Raw genomic sequence first — 19,700 nt, 5'->3', positions numbered from 1 at the left:
AAGTGTCGGGCCACTGAACCTCTTCTCATTCCTACCTCATCCCCGGATGGGGTTTTTGAGCGGGATGGCAAGAGGGGACGTTAGGGGAAAGGAGGAGTGATTTGGACGTTTCAAGTCGAGTCCTAAGTGAACTGGCCAGCCGTGAAGCGGCACTGGACGCGCAGATTGAAGCGGCCCGCGAGGAAGCCAAACGGGAGGTCGAAGCCGCCGAGCAGGAAGCGGCCCGGATCTTGCGTGAAGCCGAGGCGCAGGCGCAACAACTGCAAACCCAGCATGACCAGACACTTGCGGGCGAAACCCAGCGTATCCGCGACGAAGCGCGTGCGCAGGCACAGGTGCAGGCCGCCGACACCCACAACCGGGCGGCGGGCCGCGTGCAGCAGGCCGCCGAGCAGATTCTCAGGGCGGTGCTGCCGTGATCAACCCCATGCAGCAGGTGGTGATCGCCACGCGCAAGCGTGACAGCGAGGCGGTCATCACGGCCTTGCAAGACGCCGGCGTGCTGCACCTCAAGCCCATTCAGGGCGGCCCACTGAACACCGGTTCGCTGGCCGGGCAAGACGCCCAGCACCGCCGCGACGACGAGAGGCTGCTGGCCCGAGTCGAGAGCACCATCGCGGAACTGGGCGCTTACCGCCCCGCTCCCGCCCCGCTGTCTGCCGAGAGCGAATGGAGCGGCGTGGTGGAGGGAGCGGCCTCCCCCGTGTCTGCGCTGGCCCGTCAGCGTCAGGAACTGCAGTCCGACCTGGATGTCGAGCGTTCCTACGGTGAAGCCGTGCGCGCCCTGTCGCGCATGGTGGGCGGCCTGGACCGCAGCCGCCGCCTGGCGCTGCTTCCTTTCCTGCTTCAGCCCAGCGACAACCTCGCTGAACTGGACGCCGCGCTGCGCGAAGCCCTGCCCGAGCGGTACGCCATTGCCACCGAACCGGTGGGGCAAAACCGCGTGGGCGTGATTGCTGCGCTGAAATCCGAGCGTGACCTGGCCCGCGCCGCCCTGGGCCGCGTGCGCCTGGGCGAGCTGCGCTTGCCGGGCCGCTTTGAGAGCATGCCGCTGACCGACGCCGCCGCCGCGATGGAGGACATTCGTGCTCACGGCGCGGCCCGCCAGGCCGAGTTGAACACCGCGCGCGAGAAACTGGCGCAGCAGCACGGCCCGGCGCTGTACGCTGTCCGTGACGCGCTGAAAGATCGCGTGGCGGTGCACGACGTCCGGGCCGTGAGCGCCCGTGGCAAGTACAGCCTGACCATGCAGGGCTATCTGCCGGCTGACCGTATTCCCGCGCTGCAAAGCACCCTGAGCCGTTTCGGTGACGCCGTCAGTTACGAAGTTCACCCGGTCGACGAACACCACGATCACGGTGTTCCGGTGGAACTGAAGAACAGCAGTTACGTCCGCCCATTCCAGAACACTGTCATGGGCCTGATGAGCCTGCCCAAATACGGCACCTTCGACCCTACCTGGGTGGTCGCGTGGTTTTTCCCGTTCTTCTTTGGGATCATCATGGCCGACATCGGGTACGGGCTGCTGTTCCTGGCGCTGGGTATGTGGCTCCTGAATAAGGGCCGCCGGGGCGAAGGCTGGAACCTCAGCTTGTTCGGGGCTTACCTGAACCCCCAGACCCTGAAGGATCTGGGCTTCGTGACGAACGTCATGGCGGCCTGGACTATCCTGTGGGGGTTCCTGACCGGCGAGTTCTTCGGCACGCTGCTGGAGCACATGCACGTGTTCTACATGAACAACGACCTGCTCAACCGCCTGTGGGGCTGGACCGGCGTTCACTTCGGGGGCGAGCACGCCACGGGCCTGATTCCCATCGTCTTCCCCCGCCTGGATGTCGCCACGTTCGGTAATGTCGCGCTGGTCTTCGCGCTGCTCTTCGGTATTCTGCAAGTGCTGTGGGGCTGGGGTATCCGCGTTCAACAGGGCATTAAACACGGTGACCGCCTGCACATGTGGGAAGGCATCGCCATGGTTGGCGGTGTCGGTGCGCTGGTGCTGATGGCCTTCATCAGCCGCGGTGCAAAGGACTTCGGTGGCCTGACCAACTTTGGTGACTGGCGCGTCCTGCTGATGGCCCTGGGCTTCCTCATGTTCATCGTCGGTTACCTGATGGTAATCACTAAACTCCCTACCCTTATCGTCGAACTTCTCTCTCAGGGCGGCGCAGTCGTCAGTTACGCCCGTATCTTTGCCGTCGGTCTGGTGTCCGCCATCCTGGCCCGCCTGGTCACCGACCTGGGCTGGAGCATGTACCAGAACTGGGGCTTTATCGGTGCCATTCTCGGCCTGGTCATCGGTGCCATTCTGCACTTCCTGGTGCTGGCCCTGACCCTGATCGGTCACATCCTGCAACCCATCCGTTTGCACATGGTCGAGTTCCTGAATCCGACCGGATTCAACAACGAAACCAGTCCGCGTTACAATCCCCTTCGTCGCCTCAGTCCCGCTGCGCCACGCCCCTCGGTTCAACCCGTGAGCGTGCAGGCTGGACCGCAGGTTAAATGATTCCCGTCATCACTCTTTTCTCAGGAGAACACACCATGACCAAGACCACCAAGATCGTCCTCGCTTCCCTCATTCTCGCTCTCACCGCTACCGGTCTCGCCCAGGAAAACAATGTGGTGGCCAACGACGCCAACATCAATGAAGGTCTGATCGCCATCGGTAAGGGTCTGGCTCTGGGCTTGGCCGCGCTGGGTACTGGCTGGGCGCAGTCCCGCATCGGCTCCAGCCTGGTGGGTGCCGCCGCCGAGGACTCCAGCAAGCTCGGTCAGCTGCTGCTCGTGTTCCTGCTACCTGAAACCCTGGTCATCTTCGGCTTCCTGGCACTGTTCCTTATCTAATCATGGCCCTCGATAAACTCCTCGAAAACGAAGCGCAGGCGGAGATCGACCGCATTCGCGCCGAAGCGCGGGGCCGGGCCGAAAAGATCGTCGCAGACGCCCGTGAACGCGCCCAGAACCTGCTGGAAAGCCGCCGGCGTGCCCTGGAAAGCCAGCGTCAGGCCGGTCTGGTTCGCGCCCGCAGCGCTGCCGACCTGGAAATGAGCGCCTCGCGTCTCAGTGCCAGCGAAAGTGGCATGACGCAGGTGTACGACCTGGTCAACCAGTACCTGGGGAGCGTGACCGGCGCCCCCGAGTACCGCGACGTACTGACCCGCCTGGTGCAAGAAGCCCGTCAGGCCGTGCCTGACGCCGAAGCGGTGGAAGTCAACCCCGCCGACCTGGGTCTGGGCCGCATCATCGTCCAGGACATTCCCGTGCGCGAAAACCCGCAGATTCAGGGCGGTGTGCGCGTCATTGCTCGCGGCGGCAAGAGCGGCATCACCAATACCCTCACTGGACGCCTGGAACGCGTGAAGGCCGATATGGCCCCCCAGATCAACCGCATTCTCGCCGAGTAAAGGAGGGTTTGAATCATGCCCGACGACTACTCGTACATCAACGCCCGCGTGCGCGTCATGCGCACCAAACTGCTCGACGGACGTGCGCTGGACAGTGCGCTCTCGGCCGGCAGTTACCCGGAATTCCTGCGCGTTCTGACCGAAACGGATTTCGCCGCGAACATGCGCGAAACCACTGCGCAGAACGCCGGATTGCCGGAACTCGACCGCGCCCTGTCGCAGAACCTCTTCGACACCACGCAGAAAGTCCTGGGTTTCGCTGAAGGAGATTCCCGCCGCGAAATCGAGACCCTGCTGATGAAGTGGGATCTGGTGAACCTGAAAAGCATCGCCCGTGGCATCGTGTCCGGGCGCGGCGCAGAAGCCATCCGCGAAAGCCTGATTCCCGGGGGCACCATCCGCCCCGCCGCGCTTCAGACTGCTGCGCAGGCCACGGATCTGGCCAGTGCCGCCGCCAGCCTGGCCGTGACCGGTCACCCGCTGGCCAAGGCCATGCGTGACGGCGCAGCCGCTTACACGAACACCGGGAAACTGCTGGATCTGGAAGTGGCCCTGGATCAGGCGTACTACAGGCACGCCCTGAAAGTCTCGCGCGACAACAGCATGAAAACCTACCTGTCGCGCGAGATTGACATCACGAACGCCCTGATTGCCCGCAACAGCAAAGGTCAAGCTCTTGACCCGAACCTGTTCGTGGCGGGCGGCAGTTACGACGCGGGCGGGTACAGCCGTTTGAGCGGTGGGGACGCCGGGGGCAACGCCGATGTGGCCGCCATCCTGGAAGCCCCCACGCTGGAAGACGCCGAGTTGAGCGCCCGCAGCGCCCTGGATAAGGCCGCCCGCAACATCAGTATTGCTGACAGTGACGGTGTGGGCATCATCCTGGACTTCCTGCGCCGCAAGGAAATGGAAATCGCCAAACTCCGCCTGATCGGGCGCGGCAAGTTCTACAACCTGCCTGCCGAGCAGCTTCGCAAGGAGGTGGGCGCATGACCCAGAACACTGGCACCCTGCAGCGCGTGGCCGTGCTCAGCGACGCCGAAACCGCCACCGGGTACCGCCTGGCGGGCGCGGAGGTCATCGAGACTACCCGCGAAAACGCCGTGCATGACCTGGAACACGCAATTCAGAACGGCAACTACGGCCTGATCGCGGTGGACACCGGCCTGATCGCCGATCCGCTGAGCGCCACTGCCCGCAGCATGCGTGGCCGCGATCTCCCGATCCTGCTGCCCATCCCCAGTCTCGCCGACGCTTTCAACGCCGACACTGTCGACGCCAAGGCGTACATGGGCAAACTGGTGCGGGACACCATCGGGTTCGATATCAAACTGTGAGCACGTCGAGGCGTCGGGGGGGCGTGAAGCCTAGAATGGTTGACTCGACCTTTTTTCTCCTCGACCTCTCGACCCTCCGAAGGAGCATTCAATGACGCAGAACAAGAGCGGCGTCGTGCAGAGCATCGCCGGCCCGGCAGTGATTGCCAAGGGCATGTACGGTGCGAAGATGTACGACATCGTGCGCGTGGGCCAGGAGCGCCTCGTCGGTGAGATCATCCGACTGGACGGCGACACGGCTTTTGTGCAGGTTTACGAAGATACGGCGGGCCTCACCGTGGGTGAACCCGTGGAAACCACCGGCCTGCCCCTCAGCGTGGAACTGGGGCCGGGGATGCTGAACGGCATTTACGACGGTATTCAGCGCCCGCTGGAAGAAATTCGCAAGGCTTCGGGCGACTTCATCGCGCGCGGCATCGAGGTCTCTCCCCTCGACCGCGAGAAGAAGTGGGACTTTACCCCTTCGGTGAACGTGGGCGACGAAGTGGTCGGCAGCGCCATCCTGGGCACCGTGCCGGAGTTCTCCTTCACGCACAAGATCCTGACGCCCCCCGACAAGGGCGGCCGCATTCGCTGGATCGCGCCCGCCGGGCAGTACACCGTCGACGAGACCGTTGCTGAACTGGAAGACGGCACCAAGCTCAGATTGGCCCACTACTGGCCGGTGCGTGCGCCCCGCCCGGTGGCGAAGAAGAACGACCCCAGCCTGCCCTTCCTCACCGGGATGCGCATTCTGGACGTGCTGTTCCCGCTGGTGATGGGTGGCGCGGCCGCAATCCCCGGCCCGTTCGGGAGCGGCAAGACCGTGACCCAGCAGTCCGTGGCGAAGTACGGCAACGCCGACATCGTGGTGTACGTGGGTTGCGGCGAGCGCGGCAACGAGATGACCGACGTGCTGGTGGAATTCCCGGAACTGGAAGACCCCAAGACGGGCGGGCCGCTGATGCACCGCACCATCCTGATCGCCAACACCTCCAACATGCCGGTGGCCGCCCGTGAAGCCAGCGTGTACACCGGGATCACCCTGGCGGAATACTTCCGCGACCAGGGCTACAGCGTGTCCCTGATGGCCGACAGCACCAGCCGCTGGGCCGAGGCGCTGCGCGAGATTTCTTCCCGTCTGGAAGAAATGCCCGCCGAAGAAGGCTACCCGCCCTACCTGGGCGCGAAACTGGCTGCCTTCTACGAGCGCGCTGGCACCGTCAAGACCCTCGCTGGCGAAGACGGCGCAGTGTCCGTGATCGGCGCCGTGTCCCCCGCCGGTGGCGACATGTCCGAACCCGTCACCCAGGCCACCCTGCGTATCACCGGGGCATTCTGGCGACTGGACGCCGGCCTGGCGCGCCGCCGCCACTTCCCGGCCATCAACTGGAACGGCTCCTACTCGCTGTTCACGCCCATCCTCGACCCCTGGTACCGCCAGAACGTCGGCCAGGACTTCCCTGAACTGCGCCAGCGCATCAGCACCCTCCTTCAGGAAGAGGCCGCGCTGCAGGAAGTGGTGCAGCTCGTCGGCCCCGACGCCCTGCAGGACAATGAGCGTCTGATCATCGAAACGGGCCGCATGCTGAGGCAGGACTTCCTGCAACAGAACGGCTTCGACCCGGTGGACGCCTCGGCCTCCATGCCCAAGAACTACGGCCTGATGAAGATGTTCCTGAAGTTCTACGACGAGGCCGACAAAGGCCTCAAGTCGGGGCTGACCATCGACGAAATCATTCAAAACCCCGTCATCGAGAAACTCGCCCGCGCCCGCTACACGCCCGAGCAGGAATTCATCGCTTACGGCGAAGGCGTGATGGACGAACTCGACCAGACCTTCAAGGCGGTGAAAGCGTGACTTTGCTCCAGAAGGAATACAACGATGTCGCGTACATCTCCGGCCCCCTGCTGTTCGTGAACGCCGCTAGCGACCTGCCCAACGGCTCCATCGTGAACATCAAGGACGGCCAGGGCAAGATGCGCGGCGGCCAGGTCATCAGCGTCTCTGACCAGAACGCGGTGATTCAGGTGTTCGAAGAAACCCGTGGCCTCGACCTCGCCAACGCCAGCGTGAGCCTGGTGGAAGACGTGGCCCGCCTCGGCGTCAGCAAGGAAATGATCGGCCGCCGCTTCGACGGCCTGGGCCGCCCCATGGACGGTCTGCCCGCCGTGGTCGCCGAGAAACGCCTGAACATCAACGGGCAGCCCATGAACCCGGCCGCCCGCGCCAAGCCCGAAGAGTTCATTCAGACCGGCATCAGCACCATCGACACGCAGATCAGCCTGATTCGCGGTCAGAAACTGCCGATCTTCTCCGGCAGCGGTCTGCCCCACAACGAACTGGCCGCCCAGATCGCCCGTCAGGCCAAGGTGCCCGGCCACGAAGGCGACTTCGCCGTGGTGTTCGCGGCCATGGGCCTGACCCAGCGCGAAGTGAGCTACTTCACCCAGGAATTTGAACGTACCGGCGCTCTGGCCCGCTCGGTTCTGTTCCTGAACAAGGCCGACGACCCCGCCGTGGAACGTCTGCTGACCCCGCGCATGGCCCTGACCACCGCCGAGTACCTGGCCTTCGAGCATGGCTACCACGTGCTGGTGATCCTGACCGACCTGACCAACTACTGTGAAGCCCTCCGCGAAATCGGCGGTGCGCGCGAAGAGATTCCCGGTCGCCGCGGCTTCCCCGGCTACATGTACACCGACCTGGCGAACCTGTACGAACGTGCAGGCGTGGTGAACGGCAAGCCCGGCAGCGTGACCCAGATTCCGATTCTGTCCATGCCGGACGACGACATCACCCACCCCATTCCGGACCTGACCGGTTACATCACCGAAGGGCAGATCGTGGTGGACCGTACCCTGAACGCCAAGGGCGTGTTCCCCCCGATCAACCCCCAGCCCAGCCTCTCGCGTCTGCAAGGCAACGGCATCGGCAAAGGCAAAACCCGCGCCGACCACAAGAACATCTCTGACCAGCTGTTCGCCGCCTACGCCAACGGGCTCGACCTGCGCAAACTGGTGGCCATCACCGGTGAAGACGCGCTGACCGAAACCGACAAACTGTACCTGAAGTTCGCTGACGACTTCGAAGGCTACTTCATCGGCCAGGGCGACCAGGACCGCAGCATCGAGGACTCCCTGACCGTCGCCTGGGGCATCCTGAGCAAACTGCCCCAGAGCCAGCTGACCCGTATCTCCAAGGACTCCATCGACAAGTACTATGGCACCAAGATGGACGAGATGTGGAAGGGCAGCCGCTCGATGCAGTAAACGTGACTGGAGAGGTTGATCCCTCTCCTTTCACCCTGCACACTCCAGTCAAAGGGGAGGTGAATTAAATGGCAGGACAAATCAGCCCCACCCGCAGTGCCCTGCTGGCGAGCAAAGCCAGCCTGAAGACCGCGACGGGCGGCGCCGACTTGCTGAAACGCAAACGTGACGCCCTGATCGGGGAGTTTTTCGCCCTGGTGAAAGACGCCCTGGCCGCCCGCGAGCAGCTGACCGGCGTGAGTAAAGGCGCCTACACCAGCTTGTTCGGCGCCAAAGCCTGGGACAGCCCGGAAGCCGTCGAGAGCCTCAGCCTCGCTGGCACCGGTGATTACGCCGTGGACATGCAGATCGACAGCGTATACGGCGTGAAAGTCCCCCGCATCAACATTCCTGAACGGGCTGCCGCCGCGAACTTCAGCCCGATCAACGTCGGCGCGCGCACCATTCAGGCGTCCACGGACTTTAACGGTCTGCTGGAAGCCATCGTGAAGGTCGCCGGCACCGAAACGAAGCTCCGGCGCATTGGTGAGGAGATCAAGAAGACCTCCCGCCGCGTGAACGCGCTGGAGCAGGTCGTGATTCCCGGCATCGAGGACGACATTCGCTTCATCCGCTCGGTGCTTGACCAGCGCGAACGCGAAGCCGGCTTCACGCAGAAGAAGATCAAGGCGAAAATCGACGCCAAGTCGAAAGCCGCCCGCGAAGCCGCCGCGGCCACCAGCCACGGCTCAGCCGCCGACTAAGCAAAAGGCCAAAAGAGAGCCGCCCTCCGATGTGGGGGCGGTCTTTTATTTGTCTCAAGACGGAAGGAAGAGTTGCCATTCGGGCGCTTCTCCTGTTCTACCCTGAGGTGTGGAAAGGCTGTCGTTGCCGCCGAGTGGTGGGATACCGAATAATCCCCGCCTGCCTGTGCTGATTTACTGGAGGGCGCTGAAGGTGAAAACGGCCGCGCAGGCCGAGGCGGCACTCGCCTCACAGGGCTGGACAAACAGCTGGCAGAACGGCATTTATTCTTTTCACCACTACCACTCTACGGCGCATGAGGTGCTGGTGGTGGTGCGTGGACAGACCCGGGTCACACTGGGCGGTGAGGGCGGGCCGCAAGTGCAACTTCAGGCGGGGGACGTGGTGCTGCTGCCCGCCGGAACAGGCCACCGCAATGACGGCAGCAGCCCGGATCTGCTGGTAGTGGGTGCTTATGCCGGGGGCCGCGACTGGGATGTCTGCCGTCCAGAGGAAACAGACATGGCCGCGGCCCAGCGCAGGATAGCTGCGGTGCCCGACTGGGAGCAGGAACCGGTCTGATGGACGCTGGGGGGACATCCGCCCGACTGCATGGCTTTCAAAGGCCCTCTTTCGGCCTGGGTCAGGTTTTAAAGTGTGCCTGAAGTGGTTCTTCGGGCGGCTCAGGCCTGGCGGACGCTGATCTGGTGACCCCAGGGGTCGTGCAGGGTCAGGTGGTCGCCGTGGTCGCTGATGCCTTCACGGCCGGCCAGGTGAGTACGTAAACCGCTCAGGTCGGGGGTGATGAATTCCACGCCTCCCAGTCCGGCGGCGGGCGCGGCGGGTTGGCCTTGCCCACGGGTGTGCCACTCGTTCAGCCCAAGGTGGTGGTGGTAGGCGCCCCAGGACAGGAAGGCCGCGCCAGGGAGGTTGGACACCAGGTCAAGGCCCAACGTATCGCGGTAGAACTGGGCGGCCTGGGCGGCGTTCCCGACTTTCAGGTGCATGTGTCCGAGGGTCAGGCCGTCGGGGGCGCGGTAATCGTCCGGCAGGTCGTTCAGGTCATTGGGGTCGATGCCGGCTTCGCGCAGCACACTGGCGGCGTCCACCGCGAGGGTGTCCATCTTGACCTGTCCGTTCTCCCACATCCAGGTGTCGCGCGGGCGGTCGGCGTAGACCTCGATGCCATTGCCTTCCGGGTCGGTCAGGTAAAACGCTTCACTGACGAGGTGGTCGCCGCTGCCGATGCGCAGGCCCAGCCGCGCGGCGTGCGCCAGCCAGCGGCCCAGGTCGGCGCGGGTGGGGTGCAGGAAGGCGGTGTGGTACAACCCCGGACGGTTGGGCAGTGGAGCGGGCAGATCTGGTGCGGCGTGCAGGGTCAGCAGCGGCGTGGTGGCCGTGCCCAGCGTAATGGACGTGTCTGTTTCCGCAAGCACGCTCAGTCCCAGCAGGGAACGGTAGAAGTGCATCAGTTCGGGCAGGTGGCGGGCCAGCAGCGTGACCGAGCCGACCCGGGTGGTGGCCGGAAGAATGGGGGAGAGGGCAATCATAGGGTCAGTATGCCTCTTAAACTTTAAAAAATCAAGCAGTTTAAATTATAATATTTGATGCAGCGTGTAAGGCTGCTTGCAACCGTCCCAGGTAACGGTCTCCGAACATGTTCAGATGCGCCAGCAGCGGATACAGGTTCCACAGGTCGGCCCTCTGCTCCCAGCCTTCCGCCGGCGGGAACGCCTCGGCGTACGCCGCGAATACCCGCTCACTGACCCCACCGAACAGGCGCATCAGGCTCAAGTCCACCTCGCGGTGTGAATAGGTGGCCGCCGGGTCGATCAGGGCCGGGCCCAGCGCCGTGAACAGCATGTTGCCCCGCCACAGGTCGCCGTGAACCAGGGCTGGAGCCTCCGGCGGAATCAGACCTGGCAGGCGTTCCCGCAACGCCTCGAAATTCCGGAGATCCTCTGCACTCAGGTGATCCTGCGCCCGCTTCAGTTGCGGGGCCAGCCGCGCTGCCCAGAAGAACTCCGCGGCGGTGGGGGTGGGCGGGTTTTTTTGCGGCAGGAAGCCCATGAAGTTATCTGGGGTGCCGCCAAACTGCGGCCCCGCTGTGCGGTGCAGCGCCGCCAGGCCGCGTCCCAGCGCTTCCTGCGCCTGTGGGGTTTCCGGGGCAGGTTCCAGAAAATTCATGACCAGGTAAGCCAGTTGTCCCACTCCGGTGCCGCCCGCCGCCAACCCGTACCCCACCACCTGCGGCACCACCACCGCCCGCGCCTCCCCGACCAGCTGCTGGCCCAGCAGGTGCAGGCCCAGGGCCTCGGCGTGAAAGAGCGCCGGGTGATCGGCCTGCTCCGGGCGCACCTTCACCACGAACTGCCCATGACCCGCCACCACCCGGAACGCCGCGCTGATGTCCCCGCCCGACAGGCGCGAAACCTCTGTGACCCGCGACCCCAGGTGGGACTGGGCAGCAGCTTTCACGGCGGGCGGCAAGCTGGTCAGCATGTCCGCAGCATAGCGGGGCCACCCCCGCCGGGCCGCCGAGGGTTCGGAGCAACCCTTGAGGAAAGGGGAGGCCGCTGCCGCCATAAAAGTTTGAAAACACCCCTCAGCAGGACGGCGCACCGATGCGGCAGGGTTCCTTGACCTTCAGGTCGGCCTTCAGCACCGCGCGGGCCAGAGCGACGCCGAAATCAGCGGTGTCCTGCACCAGGGCGGTTTGCAGCGTCTGGTCGGTGGGCGCGTGATAATTCACGTCTTCCCCCCGGTGCAGGAAGACGGTGCGTTTCTGAGTCAGTTTGAAGTGCAGGTGGTCACTGCGCCCGGTGGGTGGGGCAAACCTTCCCAGGATCTTGCGGTCGCTGACCGGTTCGTCCTCGAAGACGCGCAGGGTGGGCCGCACCTGCCGCGCCAGCGGGAGCACCTCCGGGTCGATGGCGGCCCCCAGCGGCCTGACGTCCACGCCCACCATGTCGAAATTCAGCATGGCCCGCGTGCTGTGCAGGGGAAAACCGAACTGCCGGACAAACGCGCGGCTGCCGAGGGTGCCGTCCTCCTCGGCGTCGAACAGCACGAACCAGGTGTGATCGGCCAGCGGCGTGTTCACGGCCTGCCGCGCCGCTTCCAGCACGCTCAGGACGCCGCTGCTGTTGTCGTTGGCGCCCAGGCTGCCGTTCACGGTGTCCAGATGAGCCCCCAGCAGTACTTCGGGCCTGGCCTTCACCCGCGCCGCCACCAGGTTGTGGCCGGTCACCGGGCGTTCCTCCACCTGCGACCTGAGCGTCACAGTCTGCCCGGCCAGCGCCAGCAAGCGGCCTTTGTCGCGCGCGCCGGCCTGCACCAGCGGCAGCGGCGTGGCGTCCACCTTCTGCCAGCGCCGGGTGGGGCAGTCGTCGATGACCACCAGCCCGAAAGCCCCGGCGGTCATCACCGCTTCCACCAGGGGTTTCCAGTTCGGGCCGGGGCAGGTGGTCAGGGCAATGTTCGTCTGGACAGGAAGCTGGCGTAACTGCTCGGCGCTGGCCTGCGGCGGCACCCGCACCAGTTTGGCCGTCTGCTCGCCACCTGCGGCGCCGTAGATGGCGGCCACCGGAATGACTGTCTGTCCGGATCTCAGGCTGCCGCCCAGGTCGAACGAACGGGTCAGCGGCACATCCTGCCGCGTCACGCGGTAGCCCAGCGCACTGAACTGCGTTTCCAGCCAGTCCACCGCCCGGTCATGCCCCTTACTGCCCACCGGGCGCGGCCCGAACGCCCGGAGCGCCTGCCAGTTCTGCGCCGGTGTGCGCCCGAGGGCCCGCGCCTGCACCGCCGGGTTGCTTGGCTGCGTGACCACCCGGTATCCCCAGGACAGCAGGCCAAGCAACACCGCCGTCAGCAGCAGCCAGGGCCACACGGGTTTCGCGGGTTTCGTCGGCAACGGACGGGTGCGGGCGGCCATACTGGACACTACGTGCCCCGCCCCCCGGAAGTTTCCGCCTTCCAGTGCCCCTTTACCGGCACCTCTTTACCAGCATCTCCTTTTCCCAGGTTTTGTCACCAGCGGTGGTGCGGCCACAGGTTTCCCGGCACCTGCGGCAACGCCTGTTCCCACGCCAGGGAAATCACGTCGGTCGGCATGGCCCAGCGCAGCACTTTCCACCCCCCGCGCTGCTGGTGCAGGACGGCCCACACCTCTGGCGCCCCGGTTCGCGGGTCACTCAGGTAACGTTGCGCGGGCGTCATGGGCCGCGCCGCCAGGAACGCCCAGCCGCCGCCCACCTGCAAGTCGTTGACCTTGAACATCACGTGCTGACCGCCAAAAGATCGCTCGACGGGGCCACGCACGGCGTTCAGAATGGCCTGGCGCGCGGCCGAACCCGGCGCAGGCGAGGCCAGGGGCATGTTCACGGCCTGGGTCCTCAGCGTTCCCAGCAGGGCCAGCACCGCAACCGGACAGGCGAAGGTGGTCATGCTTCAGCGTAACTGGGCGGGCGGGGCGGCACAAACCGTAAAGCGCAAACGGGGTAGACTCTCCTTTGTGACCGATCCGCGCACCGCACACATCAGGAACTTTTCAATCATTGCCCACGTGGATCACGGCAAGTCCACCCTCGCTGACCGGATTCTGGAGAAGCTCGGCGCGATGGGCGAGCGCGACAAGCGCGACCAGACCCTCGACACGCTGGAACTCGAACGTGAGCGGGGCATCACCATCAAGTCCACCCCCATCCGCCTGGAATACGTGCAGGAGGGCGGCGAACGGTACGTGTTCAACCTGATCGACACGCCCGGACACGTGGACTTCAACTACGAGGTCTCGCGGTCGCTGGCGGCGTGCGAGGGCGTGCTGCTGCTGGTGGACGCTTCGCAGGGCGTCGAGGCGCAGACCATCGTGAACGCGTACCTCGCCATCGACAACAACCTGGAAATCGTGCCGGTCATCAACAAGATCGACCTGCCCGCCGCCGACCCGGAAGGCGCTGCCCGGGAACTGGAGGAAGTGATCGGGATTCCCGCCGACGGCGCTGTGTTCGCGTCCGGGAAGACCGGGCAGGGCGTGCCGGAAATCCTGGAGGCGGTCGTGAAGCACATCCCGCCGCCCACCGGCGACCCGGACGCGCCGCTCAAGGCCCTGATCTTCGACTCCTTCTACGACGCCTACCAGGGCGTGATCCTGTTCGTCCGCGTGCTGGAAGGCACCCTGAAGCCCAAGGACGCCATCCGGATGTTCAGCAACGGCAAGGACTTCGACGTGGACAAGGTCGGCACCTTCAGCCCCGGGCTGGTCGTGGGCGACTCCCTGATCGCGGGCAGCGTGGGCTGGGTGGCGGCCGGCATCAAGGACATTCACGACGCGCAGGTGGGCGACACCCTCACCAGCCGCGAACACCCCACCGCCGAGCCCTTCCCGGGCTTCAAGCCGGCGCAGCCGGTGGTGTTCTCGGGCCTGTACCCCACCGACACCGAGGACTACCGCAAACTGCGCGAGGCGCTGGAGAAGCTGAAGCTGAACGACGCGGCCTTCTCCTTCGAGCCGGAAACCTCTGAGGCGCTGGGCTTCGGCTTCCGCTGCGGCTTCCTGGGCCTGCTGCACGCCGAGATCATTCAGGAGCGCCTGGAGCGCGAGTACGACCTGGACCTGATCGCCACCGCGCCGGCCGTGGTGTACCGCGTGACCCTGACGAACGGTGAGGTGTTCGAGACGCAGAACCCGGCCGAGTTCCCCACCCGCGACCGCATCACCCTGATCGAGGAGCCGTACATCAAGCTGCACGTCATGCTGCCCGAAACGTACGTGGGCACGGTCATGCAACTTCTTCAGGAGCGCCGGGGCGTGATGGAGACCATGAACTACCTGGGGCAGCATGGGCGCGTGGAGCTGATCTACGAGGTGCCGTTCGCGGAGATCCTGTACGACTTCCACGACCGCCTGAAGAGCATCTCGCGCGGGTACGCCAGCATGGACTACGAGCAGATCGGGTACCGCGAGGGCGACCTGCGCAAGGTGGACATCATGGTGAACAACGAGGTGATCGATGCGCTGGCCGTGATCGTGCACGACACCAAGACGTACTCGCTGGGCCGCAAGATCGTGGACAAGATGGCCGAGGTGATTCCCCGGCAGATGTTCCCGGTGCCGGTGCAGGCCGTGATCGGCGCGAAGATCATTGCCCGCGCGACCGTGAAGGCCTACCGCAAGGACGTGCTCGCCAAGTGTTACGGCGGGGACATCAGCCGCAAGAAGAAGCTGCTGGACAAGCAGAAGAAGGGCCGCGCCCGCATGAAGCAGTTCGGGACGGTGGAGGTGCCGCAGGAGGCGTTCCTGGCGGTACTCAGCACCGAGGAATAACCCGGGTCGGGGAAGACCCGGTAAGGGTGATCCTGGCTCCAAAGGCACTCCCAGACAGCCAGTACGGAATGAAATTTTTCACGCGCCGGCGCAAAAAATGCCTACTTTTTGACAGATGCCGGCTTGACAGTTTCCACCCACAATCGGCCCGTGCTTTCTCCGACCCTTCCCACCAGATCAGGCGTTCCAGCGCAGGATTTTACTGCCGCAACCATCCTGGAAGCCCTGCAAAAGCCCCTGTTCGAGGGCTGGACGGGCCGCCTGATGGCCTTTCCCAGCCGCCTGAAAATTCATCTGCATGCGGGCGCTATTTCCGCCGTTGAGGGTCACCGGCCACTGGGGCAACTGCTGGTGCAGGGCGGGCTGAGCGAAACGCAACTGGCCGGCGCCCTGGCCCAGCCCGGCCCGCTGGGCCAGAGCCTGCTGCAAGGGGGTTACCTCAGCGAAGCGCAGTTGTAGGAGGCCCTGACCCGGCAGGCGCAGGGAGCCCTGGACGAACTGTGCCGGGACGCGCCCACCTTCTACTCCTTTCGCCCGCAGGGCCCGCTGCCGGCCCCCCACGTTCACCTGACCCTGCACGCCCTGAATACCCTGGAACGCCACCCGCAGGGCGCGCTGCCCGACCACGCCATCCTGCGCCTGGCCCAGCACGACCGGCCCGTGAACCTGTGCCGCGCCTCCTGAGAACTGCTGCGCTGGTTCAATGGCCGCCGCACCCTGGCCCGCGTCATGCAACTCAGCGCGCTGGCGCCCGGTGAAGCCCGCAACGCCGCCCAGCACCTCGTTCAGCACGGCCTGCTGGAACCCAGCGCCATTGCCGGCCTGCCCATGATCGTGGCCCGGCTCAAACCTGCCACCGAACACCGCCAGCCGCCCGCCAGCATCCGCGCCAACCTGTTCCTGAAGCACCTGAACGGGGAAACCAGCATGCAGAAGATCATCGAACGCCTGAACTATCCCCTGGAGGAAGCCGCCCTGATGCTGACTGGCCTGTACCGTGAAGGGGTGCTTGACCTGCTGCGCGGCCAGCACGAGATGCAGCGCCTGCTGGAAGAATACTGACGGTGCGGCTGGCGCGGCCGGGCCTGGCCGCTCAGGAAGTGCCCCGGCCGCTCATCTCGCCCGAGCGCAGCAGCCCAGCCTCGAATTCGCCAAAAGGCGAGTGCTTCACGGACCAGGCCACAGCCGCCTCGATGTCGTAGCTGGCGGCGCGAAAATCGGCGCTCCAGTGACCCCCGCGCCGTTCCAGCAGCGTCCAGCGGGCACGCGGGTCACCGTCGACCTGGCCACTGACGGCGCCACTGTTGACCACCAGGGTGTCGCCCACGCGGGTCGCGCCCGGGCGGTGGGTGTGCCCGCAGACCACCACCTGCGCCGCCAGCGGCTCGACCAGCTGCCGCAGCTCACGCGGGGCGCGGGCGCGGTAGTACCCGCCCTGATCCCACATCCACAGCAGGCTGTCCCAGGCACTCTGGGGCGTCCCGTGACACGCGAAAATGCCTCCCTCGACCCGCGCGCTCAGGGGCAGGGCCGCCAGACGCGCCCGCGCTTGGGCGCTGACCTGGTTATCGAGCCACGCCCCGATCTCGCGGCTCAGGGGGCTGCGGCGGCCGCCCGCCCACAGCTTCTCCTCGTTGTTTCCGCGCACTTCCACGGCGTTCAGACTGGCCTGAAGGGCAGCGGCGCGGCCCGGATCGGCGCTGCCCTCGATCTGGTCGCCCAGGTTGATGGTCACGTCCGGGCTGGCCTGTCGAATGTCGCGCAGCACCGCCTCCAGCGCAAAGGCGTTGCCGTGCGTGTCCGAGAGGATGGCGACCCTCATGTCACCGCTGCCCTCACGTCACCGCGCCCCAGATGCCACCGGGCCGCCCTTCAATCGATCTCAAACCCCTCTGGTGATGTTTCCAGCGGCTCCTCCGGCGCTTGCAGCTGCGGGCGCAGCCAGCCCCGGCGCAGGGCCTTGTCGGTGAGCTTTTGCACAACCGGCATCGGCAGGCACAGCAGGCGCGCCACCTCGCCCAGGGTACGCTCGCCATTGCATAAGGCCGTGATCTTGCGGCACCACGTGCAACTGATGTCGGTTGCGTGGGTGGACTGCAAAATGGTTTTCGCCTGGGGAAATACATCAACTACCAGCGTCATTCCAGTTACCTCCGGTCAGGTTGAGAATCCAAGCAAGATGCTACAGGAAAGACCCTGCGCGTGCGGTCAGATTGTCCAGTGAAGTCGGGAAGGCCCTGGCTGCCGCGCGTGCCCGGCGCCCGGTGCGGGGCCACGCCGTACAATGAACCTCGTGAGTATCCTGCCCGACTGGCGAATCCGCGAACTGGCCCAGGAGGGCATGATCGACCCCTTTGAAGACCGCCTGATTCGCACGGCCGAGAACCAGCACGTGATCAGCTATGGCCTGTCCAGCTTCGGCTACGACCTGCGCTGCGCCGACGAGTGGAAAGTCTTCACGAACGCGCACGGGAATACCATCGTCGACCCCAAGGCCTTCGACGAACGCGCCTTCATCGACCTGACCGCTCCCGAAATCATCATTCCGCCCAACAGCTTCGTGCTGGCCCGCAGTTACGAGTACCTGAAAATCCCCGACACCGTCATGGTCGTGGCCCTCGGCAAATCCACCTACGCCCGCTGCGGCATCGTAGCCAACGTCACGCCGCTGGAACCCGGCTGGGAAGGCCACGTCACGCTGGAATTCAGCAACACCACGCCCCTCCCGGCCAAAATGTACGCCTTCGAGGGCTGCGTGCAACTGCTGTTTTTTGAAGGCGAGAAACCGGAAGTGACTTACGGGGCCCGCCAGGGCAAGTACCAGGGACAGACCGGCGTGACCCTGCCGCGCCTGTAAGCAGCGGTCACAGCGCCGGCACAGAAGCCGGTGAAGCGCAGCGGCCTACGGATGGAAGGTCGCTGCGCTTCGCCCGGCTCCGGCTCAACTCTGAAAAGCAAAGAAAAGATCCCCGCCAATGACGGGGATTTTTTTCGCTTGGTGGCCAGGGCCGGACTTGAACCGGCGACCCAACGATTTTCAGTCGTTTGCTCTACCAGCTGAGCTACCTAGCCGTGTTCCCGGGGGAACGTTGGCGGTCCGGACGGGATTTGAACCCGCGACCTTCTGCGTGACAGGCAGATATGCTAACCGCTACACTACCGGACCTTGCTGGTGCACTGCAAAAAAGCAGCGGGGTTAAGGATAGCTGCGCCCCGCTCGCTTGTCAACTTCAGAAGGGCACGGCCTGAATGCCCCGGAGGCTGCTCTGCTGTCCCTCGTCGTGAATAAGTTCCAGGTACTGTCGGGTGTGCAGGGCGTCAATGACGGCAAAGCGGGGCCGATCCTGCTCGTCGCGGTGAATCAGGATGCCGTCGTCCACCTGGGTGTGGCCGTACACGCCGAAGCTCAGGCCGGCCATATCCACGTATTCGGGGGTATCCCTGAACCAGCGTTTGGGGCTGCGGTCGCTGTAGAACAGGTCGTCGTAGTGCTGGTGGCCGGGCAGGGGCGAGACGTGCGTGAATTGCAGCGTCCCGATCCGAATGTCTCTGGGAAAGGTCTGCATCCACTCGCGCAGGTGCGCGGGCAGATGCACGCCGCCCCGGCGCGGGTCGAATTCCACGTGTTTGATGCCCCCTGAAGTGCCCAGGATCAGGTGTGGGTTCAGAATGTTGTCGTCGTGGTTGCCCAGCAGGATGTGGATGGCGTGCGGCGCGGAGCGCTGGTAGGTGCACAGTTTTTCCAGCTCCTTGATCTGCTCGCGGGCGGCGATCAGCAGGTGCTCCTGGTCGCCCGAATCGAAGGGACGCAGGCCGGTCAGGCGCGTATACGCCTGGGCGCTTTTGGGATGCACCAGGTCACCGATGAGAATCACCTGGTACGCGCCGCTTTGCACTGGGGGGGTGGCCAGCCCCTGGGCGTCGATGCAACTCGCGGCCCGCAGCGCCTCCCACATGGTGGGGAAGTCGGCGTGAACGTCTCCGATGCAGATGAACTTGTGCACGCGTACCTCACCCCTTCAGGATGGCCTGAAGTTCCTTGTAGATGGTGCGGCTTTCGTCCAGCGTTTCCCCGTACCCGCGCATCAGGATGCGGGCGGCCTCCCCGCCTTTGCCGGCCGCCTTGAGTTGCTCCAGCAGGTCTTCAATGTGCCGGCGGGCTTTTTCCATCTGCGGGTCACGGGGCGGCTCGGGCGGCAGGGGCATGGCGCGGGGAGGCGGAGCGGGTTCGGCGTCCTCGTCCAGGTGCGTGGTGTTGGGGCCGTCGTCGGGGTCGTACTCGACCCAGTGGCCTTCGCCGGTGGGAGATACGCCGTACACGCGCGCCACCTCCGCAAGGGCCGCGAGTTTCGCGTCGCCCAGGGTGGGGGCGCTGGCCAGGCCCTCGCGGGTCATACCGGACACCGTGAGTTTGGCGCGCACCACGAAGGGCTGCACACTGTCACACGCCCACTCGATGCCCCAGGCGTCGTCCACGCGTTCCAGGTGCGCGGCCAGCGTGTCGAGGTCGGGGGCGGGGTTCACGCGGGCCTGATCGCCCCGCACTTCCAGCGTGGCCCAGGCGGTCATGCTGGCACGCAGGGCTTCACGAACGCGGTCAAGGTCAGCCATATGCACAGCAGTCTAGAACATTCGACAAAAGAACGAAGGGCTTTC

The 19,700-nt window shown here is 65.2% G+C and carries 22 protein-coding genes and 2 tRNA genes; 13 read left to right on the top strand and 11 right to left on the bottom strand.

From position 1 onward, the window contains the following. The first annotated feature begins 101 nt into the window (after nucleotides 1-101). The 10 genes from E5Z01_RS08360 (at nucleotide 102) to E5Z01_RS08315 (ending at nucleotide 9,298) form a co-directional block, all read left to right on the top strand. Nucleotides 102-419 (top strand): V-type ATPase subunit subunit G family protein, encoded by a 318-nt coding sequence (locus E5Z01_RS08360; RefSeq protein WP_135228942.1) that lies wholly within the window; start codon nucleotides 102-104, stop codon nucleotides 417-419. Next, nucleotides 416-2,506, top strand: a complete 2,091-nt coding sequence (locus tag E5Z01_RS08355; protein ID WP_135228941.1) for a V-type ATP synthase subunit I — start codon at nucleotides 416-418, stop codon at nucleotides 2,504-2,506. Before E5Z01_RS08360 ends, E5Z01_RS08355 begins: the two co-directional genes overlap by 4 nt. A gap of 35 nt (nucleotides 2,507-2,541) precedes the next feature. Then, on the top strand, nucleotides 2,542-2,844 hold the full coding sequence (locus tag E5Z01_RS08350) for a V-type ATP synthase subunit K (protein WP_135228940.1): 303 nt from the start codon (nucleotides 2,542-2,544) through the stop codon (nucleotides 2,842-2,844). Between the two features lie 2 nt (nucleotides 2,845-2,846). Next, nucleotides 2,847-3,404 carry a V-type ATP synthase subunit E gene (locus tag E5Z01_RS08345; RefSeq protein ID WP_135228939.1) on the top strand — a complete coding sequence of 186 codons (558 nt, stop codon included), beginning with the start codon at nucleotides 2,847-2,849 and terminating at the stop codon, nucleotides 3,402-3,404. A gap of 15 nt (nucleotides 3,405-3,419) precedes the next feature. Beyond that, entirely contained in the window at nucleotides 3,420-4,397 is a 978-nt protein-coding gene (locus E5Z01_RS08340; protein ID WP_135228938.1) for a V0D/AC39 family V-type ATPase subunit, read from the top strand. After that, nucleotides 4,394-4,741: a V-type ATP synthase subunit F gene (locus E5Z01_RS08335; protein WP_135228937.1), complete on the top strand. Its 348-nt coding sequence runs from the start codon at nucleotides 4,394-4,396 to the stop codon at nucleotides 4,739-4,741. The genes E5Z01_RS08340 and E5Z01_RS08335 overlap by 4 nt, the downstream gene beginning before the upstream one ends. Before the next feature lie 91 nt (nucleotides 4,742-4,832). Beyond that, nucleotides 4,833-6,581: a V-type ATP synthase subunit A gene (locus E5Z01_RS08330; protein ID WP_135228936.1), complete on the top strand. Its 1,749-nt coding sequence runs from the start codon at nucleotides 4,833-4,835 to the stop codon at nucleotides 6,579-6,581. Then, complete coding sequence (locus E5Z01_RS08325) at nucleotides 6,578-7,993, top strand: V-type ATP synthase subunit B (protein ID WP_119764877.1); 1,416 nt, start codon at nucleotides 6,578-6,580, stop codon at nucleotides 7,991-7,993. The genes E5Z01_RS08330 and E5Z01_RS08325 overlap by 4 nt, the downstream gene beginning before the upstream one ends. Nucleotides 7,994-8,061: 68 nt before the next feature. After that, nucleotides 8,062-8,736, top strand: a complete 675-nt coding sequence (locus E5Z01_RS08320) for a V-type ATP synthase subunit D (RefSeq protein ID WP_135228935.1) — start codon at nucleotides 8,062-8,064, stop codon at nucleotides 8,734-8,736. Nucleotides 8,737-8,845: 109 nt separating this feature from the next. Then, complete coding sequence (locus E5Z01_RS08315) at nucleotides 8,846-9,298, top strand: cupin domain-containing protein (protein WP_240738242.1); 453 nt, start codon at nucleotides 8,846-8,848, stop codon at nucleotides 9,296-9,298. A 101-nt stretch (nucleotides 9,299-9,399) separates the two neighbouring features. Here E5Z01_RS08315 and E5Z01_RS08310 read toward each other — a convergent pair whose 3' ends face one another. The 4 genes from E5Z01_RS08310 to E5Z01_RS08295 all read right to left on the bottom strand — a co-directional run bounded on the left by E5Z01_RS08310 (nucleotide 9,400) and on the right by E5Z01_RS08295 (nucleotide 13,165). Further along, the gene (locus E5Z01_RS08310) at nucleotides 9,400-10,266 is read right to left on the bottom strand and encodes a VOC family protein (RefSeq protein ID WP_135228934.1); all 867 of its coding nucleotides are present in this window, start codon (nucleotides 10,264-10,266) and stop codon (nucleotides 9,400-9,402) included. A 40-nt stretch (nucleotides 10,267-10,306) separates the two neighbouring features. Continuing rightward, on the bottom strand, nucleotides 10,307-11,218 hold the full coding sequence (locus E5Z01_RS08305; RefSeq protein WP_167757830.1) for a fructosamine kinase family protein: 912 nt from the start codon (nucleotides 11,216-11,218) through the stop codon (nucleotides 10,307-10,309). Between the two features lie 103 nt (nucleotides 11,219-11,321). Further along, on the bottom strand, nucleotides 11,322-12,653 hold the full coding sequence (locus tag E5Z01_RS08300; RefSeq protein WP_240738244.1) for a M28 family peptidase: 1,332 nt from the start codon (nucleotides 12,651-12,653) through the stop codon (nucleotides 11,322-11,324). A gap of 95 nt (nucleotides 12,654-12,748) precedes the next feature. Beyond that, nucleotides 12,749-13,165: a hypothetical protein gene (locus E5Z01_RS08295; RefSeq protein ID WP_135228931.1), complete on the bottom strand. Its 417-nt coding sequence runs from the start codon at nucleotides 13,163-13,165 to the stop codon at nucleotides 12,749-12,751. Between the two features lie 67 nt (nucleotides 13,166-13,232). On the opposite strand from E5Z01_RS08295, the gene lepA reads away from it, so the two are divergent. Continuing rightward, nucleotides 13,233-15,044, top strand: coding sequence for a translation elongation factor 4 (gene lepA / locus E5Z01_RS08290; protein WP_135228930.1), 1,812 nt, complete (start codon nucleotides 13,233-13,235; stop codon nucleotides 15,042-15,044). Nucleotides 15,045-15,221: 177 nt separating this feature from the next. Here lepA and E5Z01_RS08285 read toward each other — a convergent pair whose 3' ends face one another. Then, a complete protein-coding gene (locus E5Z01_RS08285; protein ID WP_135228929.1) occupies nucleotides 15,222-15,779 on the bottom strand; it encodes a hypothetical protein in 558 nt (185 codons plus the stop codon). On the opposite strand from E5Z01_RS08285, the gene E5Z01_RS08280 reads away from it, so the two are divergent. Further along, nucleotides 15,774-16,106 carry a hypothetical protein gene (locus tag E5Z01_RS08280; protein ID WP_135228928.1) on the top strand — a complete coding sequence of 111 codons (333 nt, stop codon included), beginning with the start codon at nucleotides 15,774-15,776 and terminating at the stop codon, nucleotides 16,104-16,106. The genes E5Z01_RS08285 and E5Z01_RS08280 overlap by 6 nt on opposite strands. 31 nt (nucleotides 16,107-16,137) lie before the next feature. Here E5Z01_RS08280 and E5Z01_RS08275 read toward each other — a convergent pair whose 3' ends face one another. Next, nucleotides 16,138-16,866, bottom strand: a complete 729-nt coding sequence (locus E5Z01_RS08275; RefSeq protein WP_135228927.1) for a metallophosphoesterase family protein — start codon at nucleotides 16,864-16,866, stop codon at nucleotides 16,138-16,140. Between the two features lie 50 nt (nucleotides 16,867-16,916). After that, the gene (locus E5Z01_RS08270; protein WP_135228926.1) at nucleotides 16,917-17,186 is read right to left on the bottom strand and encodes a hypothetical protein; all 270 of its coding nucleotides are present in this window, start codon (nucleotides 17,184-17,186) and stop codon (nucleotides 16,917-16,919) included. A 151-nt stretch (nucleotides 17,187-17,337) separates the two neighbouring features. Here E5Z01_RS08270 and dcd point away from each other — a divergent pair, with 151 nt between their 5' ends. Continuing rightward, nucleotides 17,338-17,901 carry a dCTP deaminase gene (dcd, locus tag E5Z01_RS08265; protein ID WP_119764897.1) on the top strand — a complete coding sequence of 188 codons (564 nt, stop codon included), beginning with the start codon at nucleotides 17,338-17,340 and terminating at the stop codon, nucleotides 17,899-17,901. A gap of 139 nt (nucleotides 17,902-18,040) precedes the next feature. Here the strand turns inward: dcd and E5Z01_RS08260 are convergent. From E5Z01_RS08260 to E5Z01_RS08245, 4 genes are all read right to left on the bottom strand, one after another. Then, a tRNA-Phe gene (locus E5Z01_RS08260) sits at nucleotides 18,041-18,116 on the bottom strand. An 18-nt stretch (nucleotides 18,117-18,134) separates the two neighbouring features. After that, nucleotides 18,135-18,210, bottom strand: a tRNA-Asp gene (locus E5Z01_RS08255). Between the two features lie 64 nt (nucleotides 18,211-18,274). Beyond that, nucleotides 18,275-19,048, bottom strand: coding sequence for a metallophosphoesterase family protein (locus tag E5Z01_RS08250; protein WP_119764899.1), 774 nt, complete (start codon nucleotides 19,046-19,048; stop codon nucleotides 18,275-18,277). Between the two features lie 7 nt (nucleotides 19,049-19,055). Further along, a complete protein-coding gene (locus E5Z01_RS08245; RefSeq protein ID WP_119764901.1) occupies nucleotides 19,056-19,655 on the bottom strand; it encodes a single-stranded DNA-binding protein in 600 nt (199 codons plus the stop codon). Nucleotides 19,656-19,700: the final 45 nt, after the last annotated feature.

The sequence above is a fragment of the Deinococcus fonticola genome, from assembly GCF_004634215.1.
In the GTDB taxonomy this organism is placed as follows: Bacteria; Deinococcota; Deinococci; order Deinococcales; family Deinococcaceae; genus Deinococcus; species Deinococcus fonticola.
This window is presented reverse-complemented; position numbering and strand designations above follow the sequence as displayed.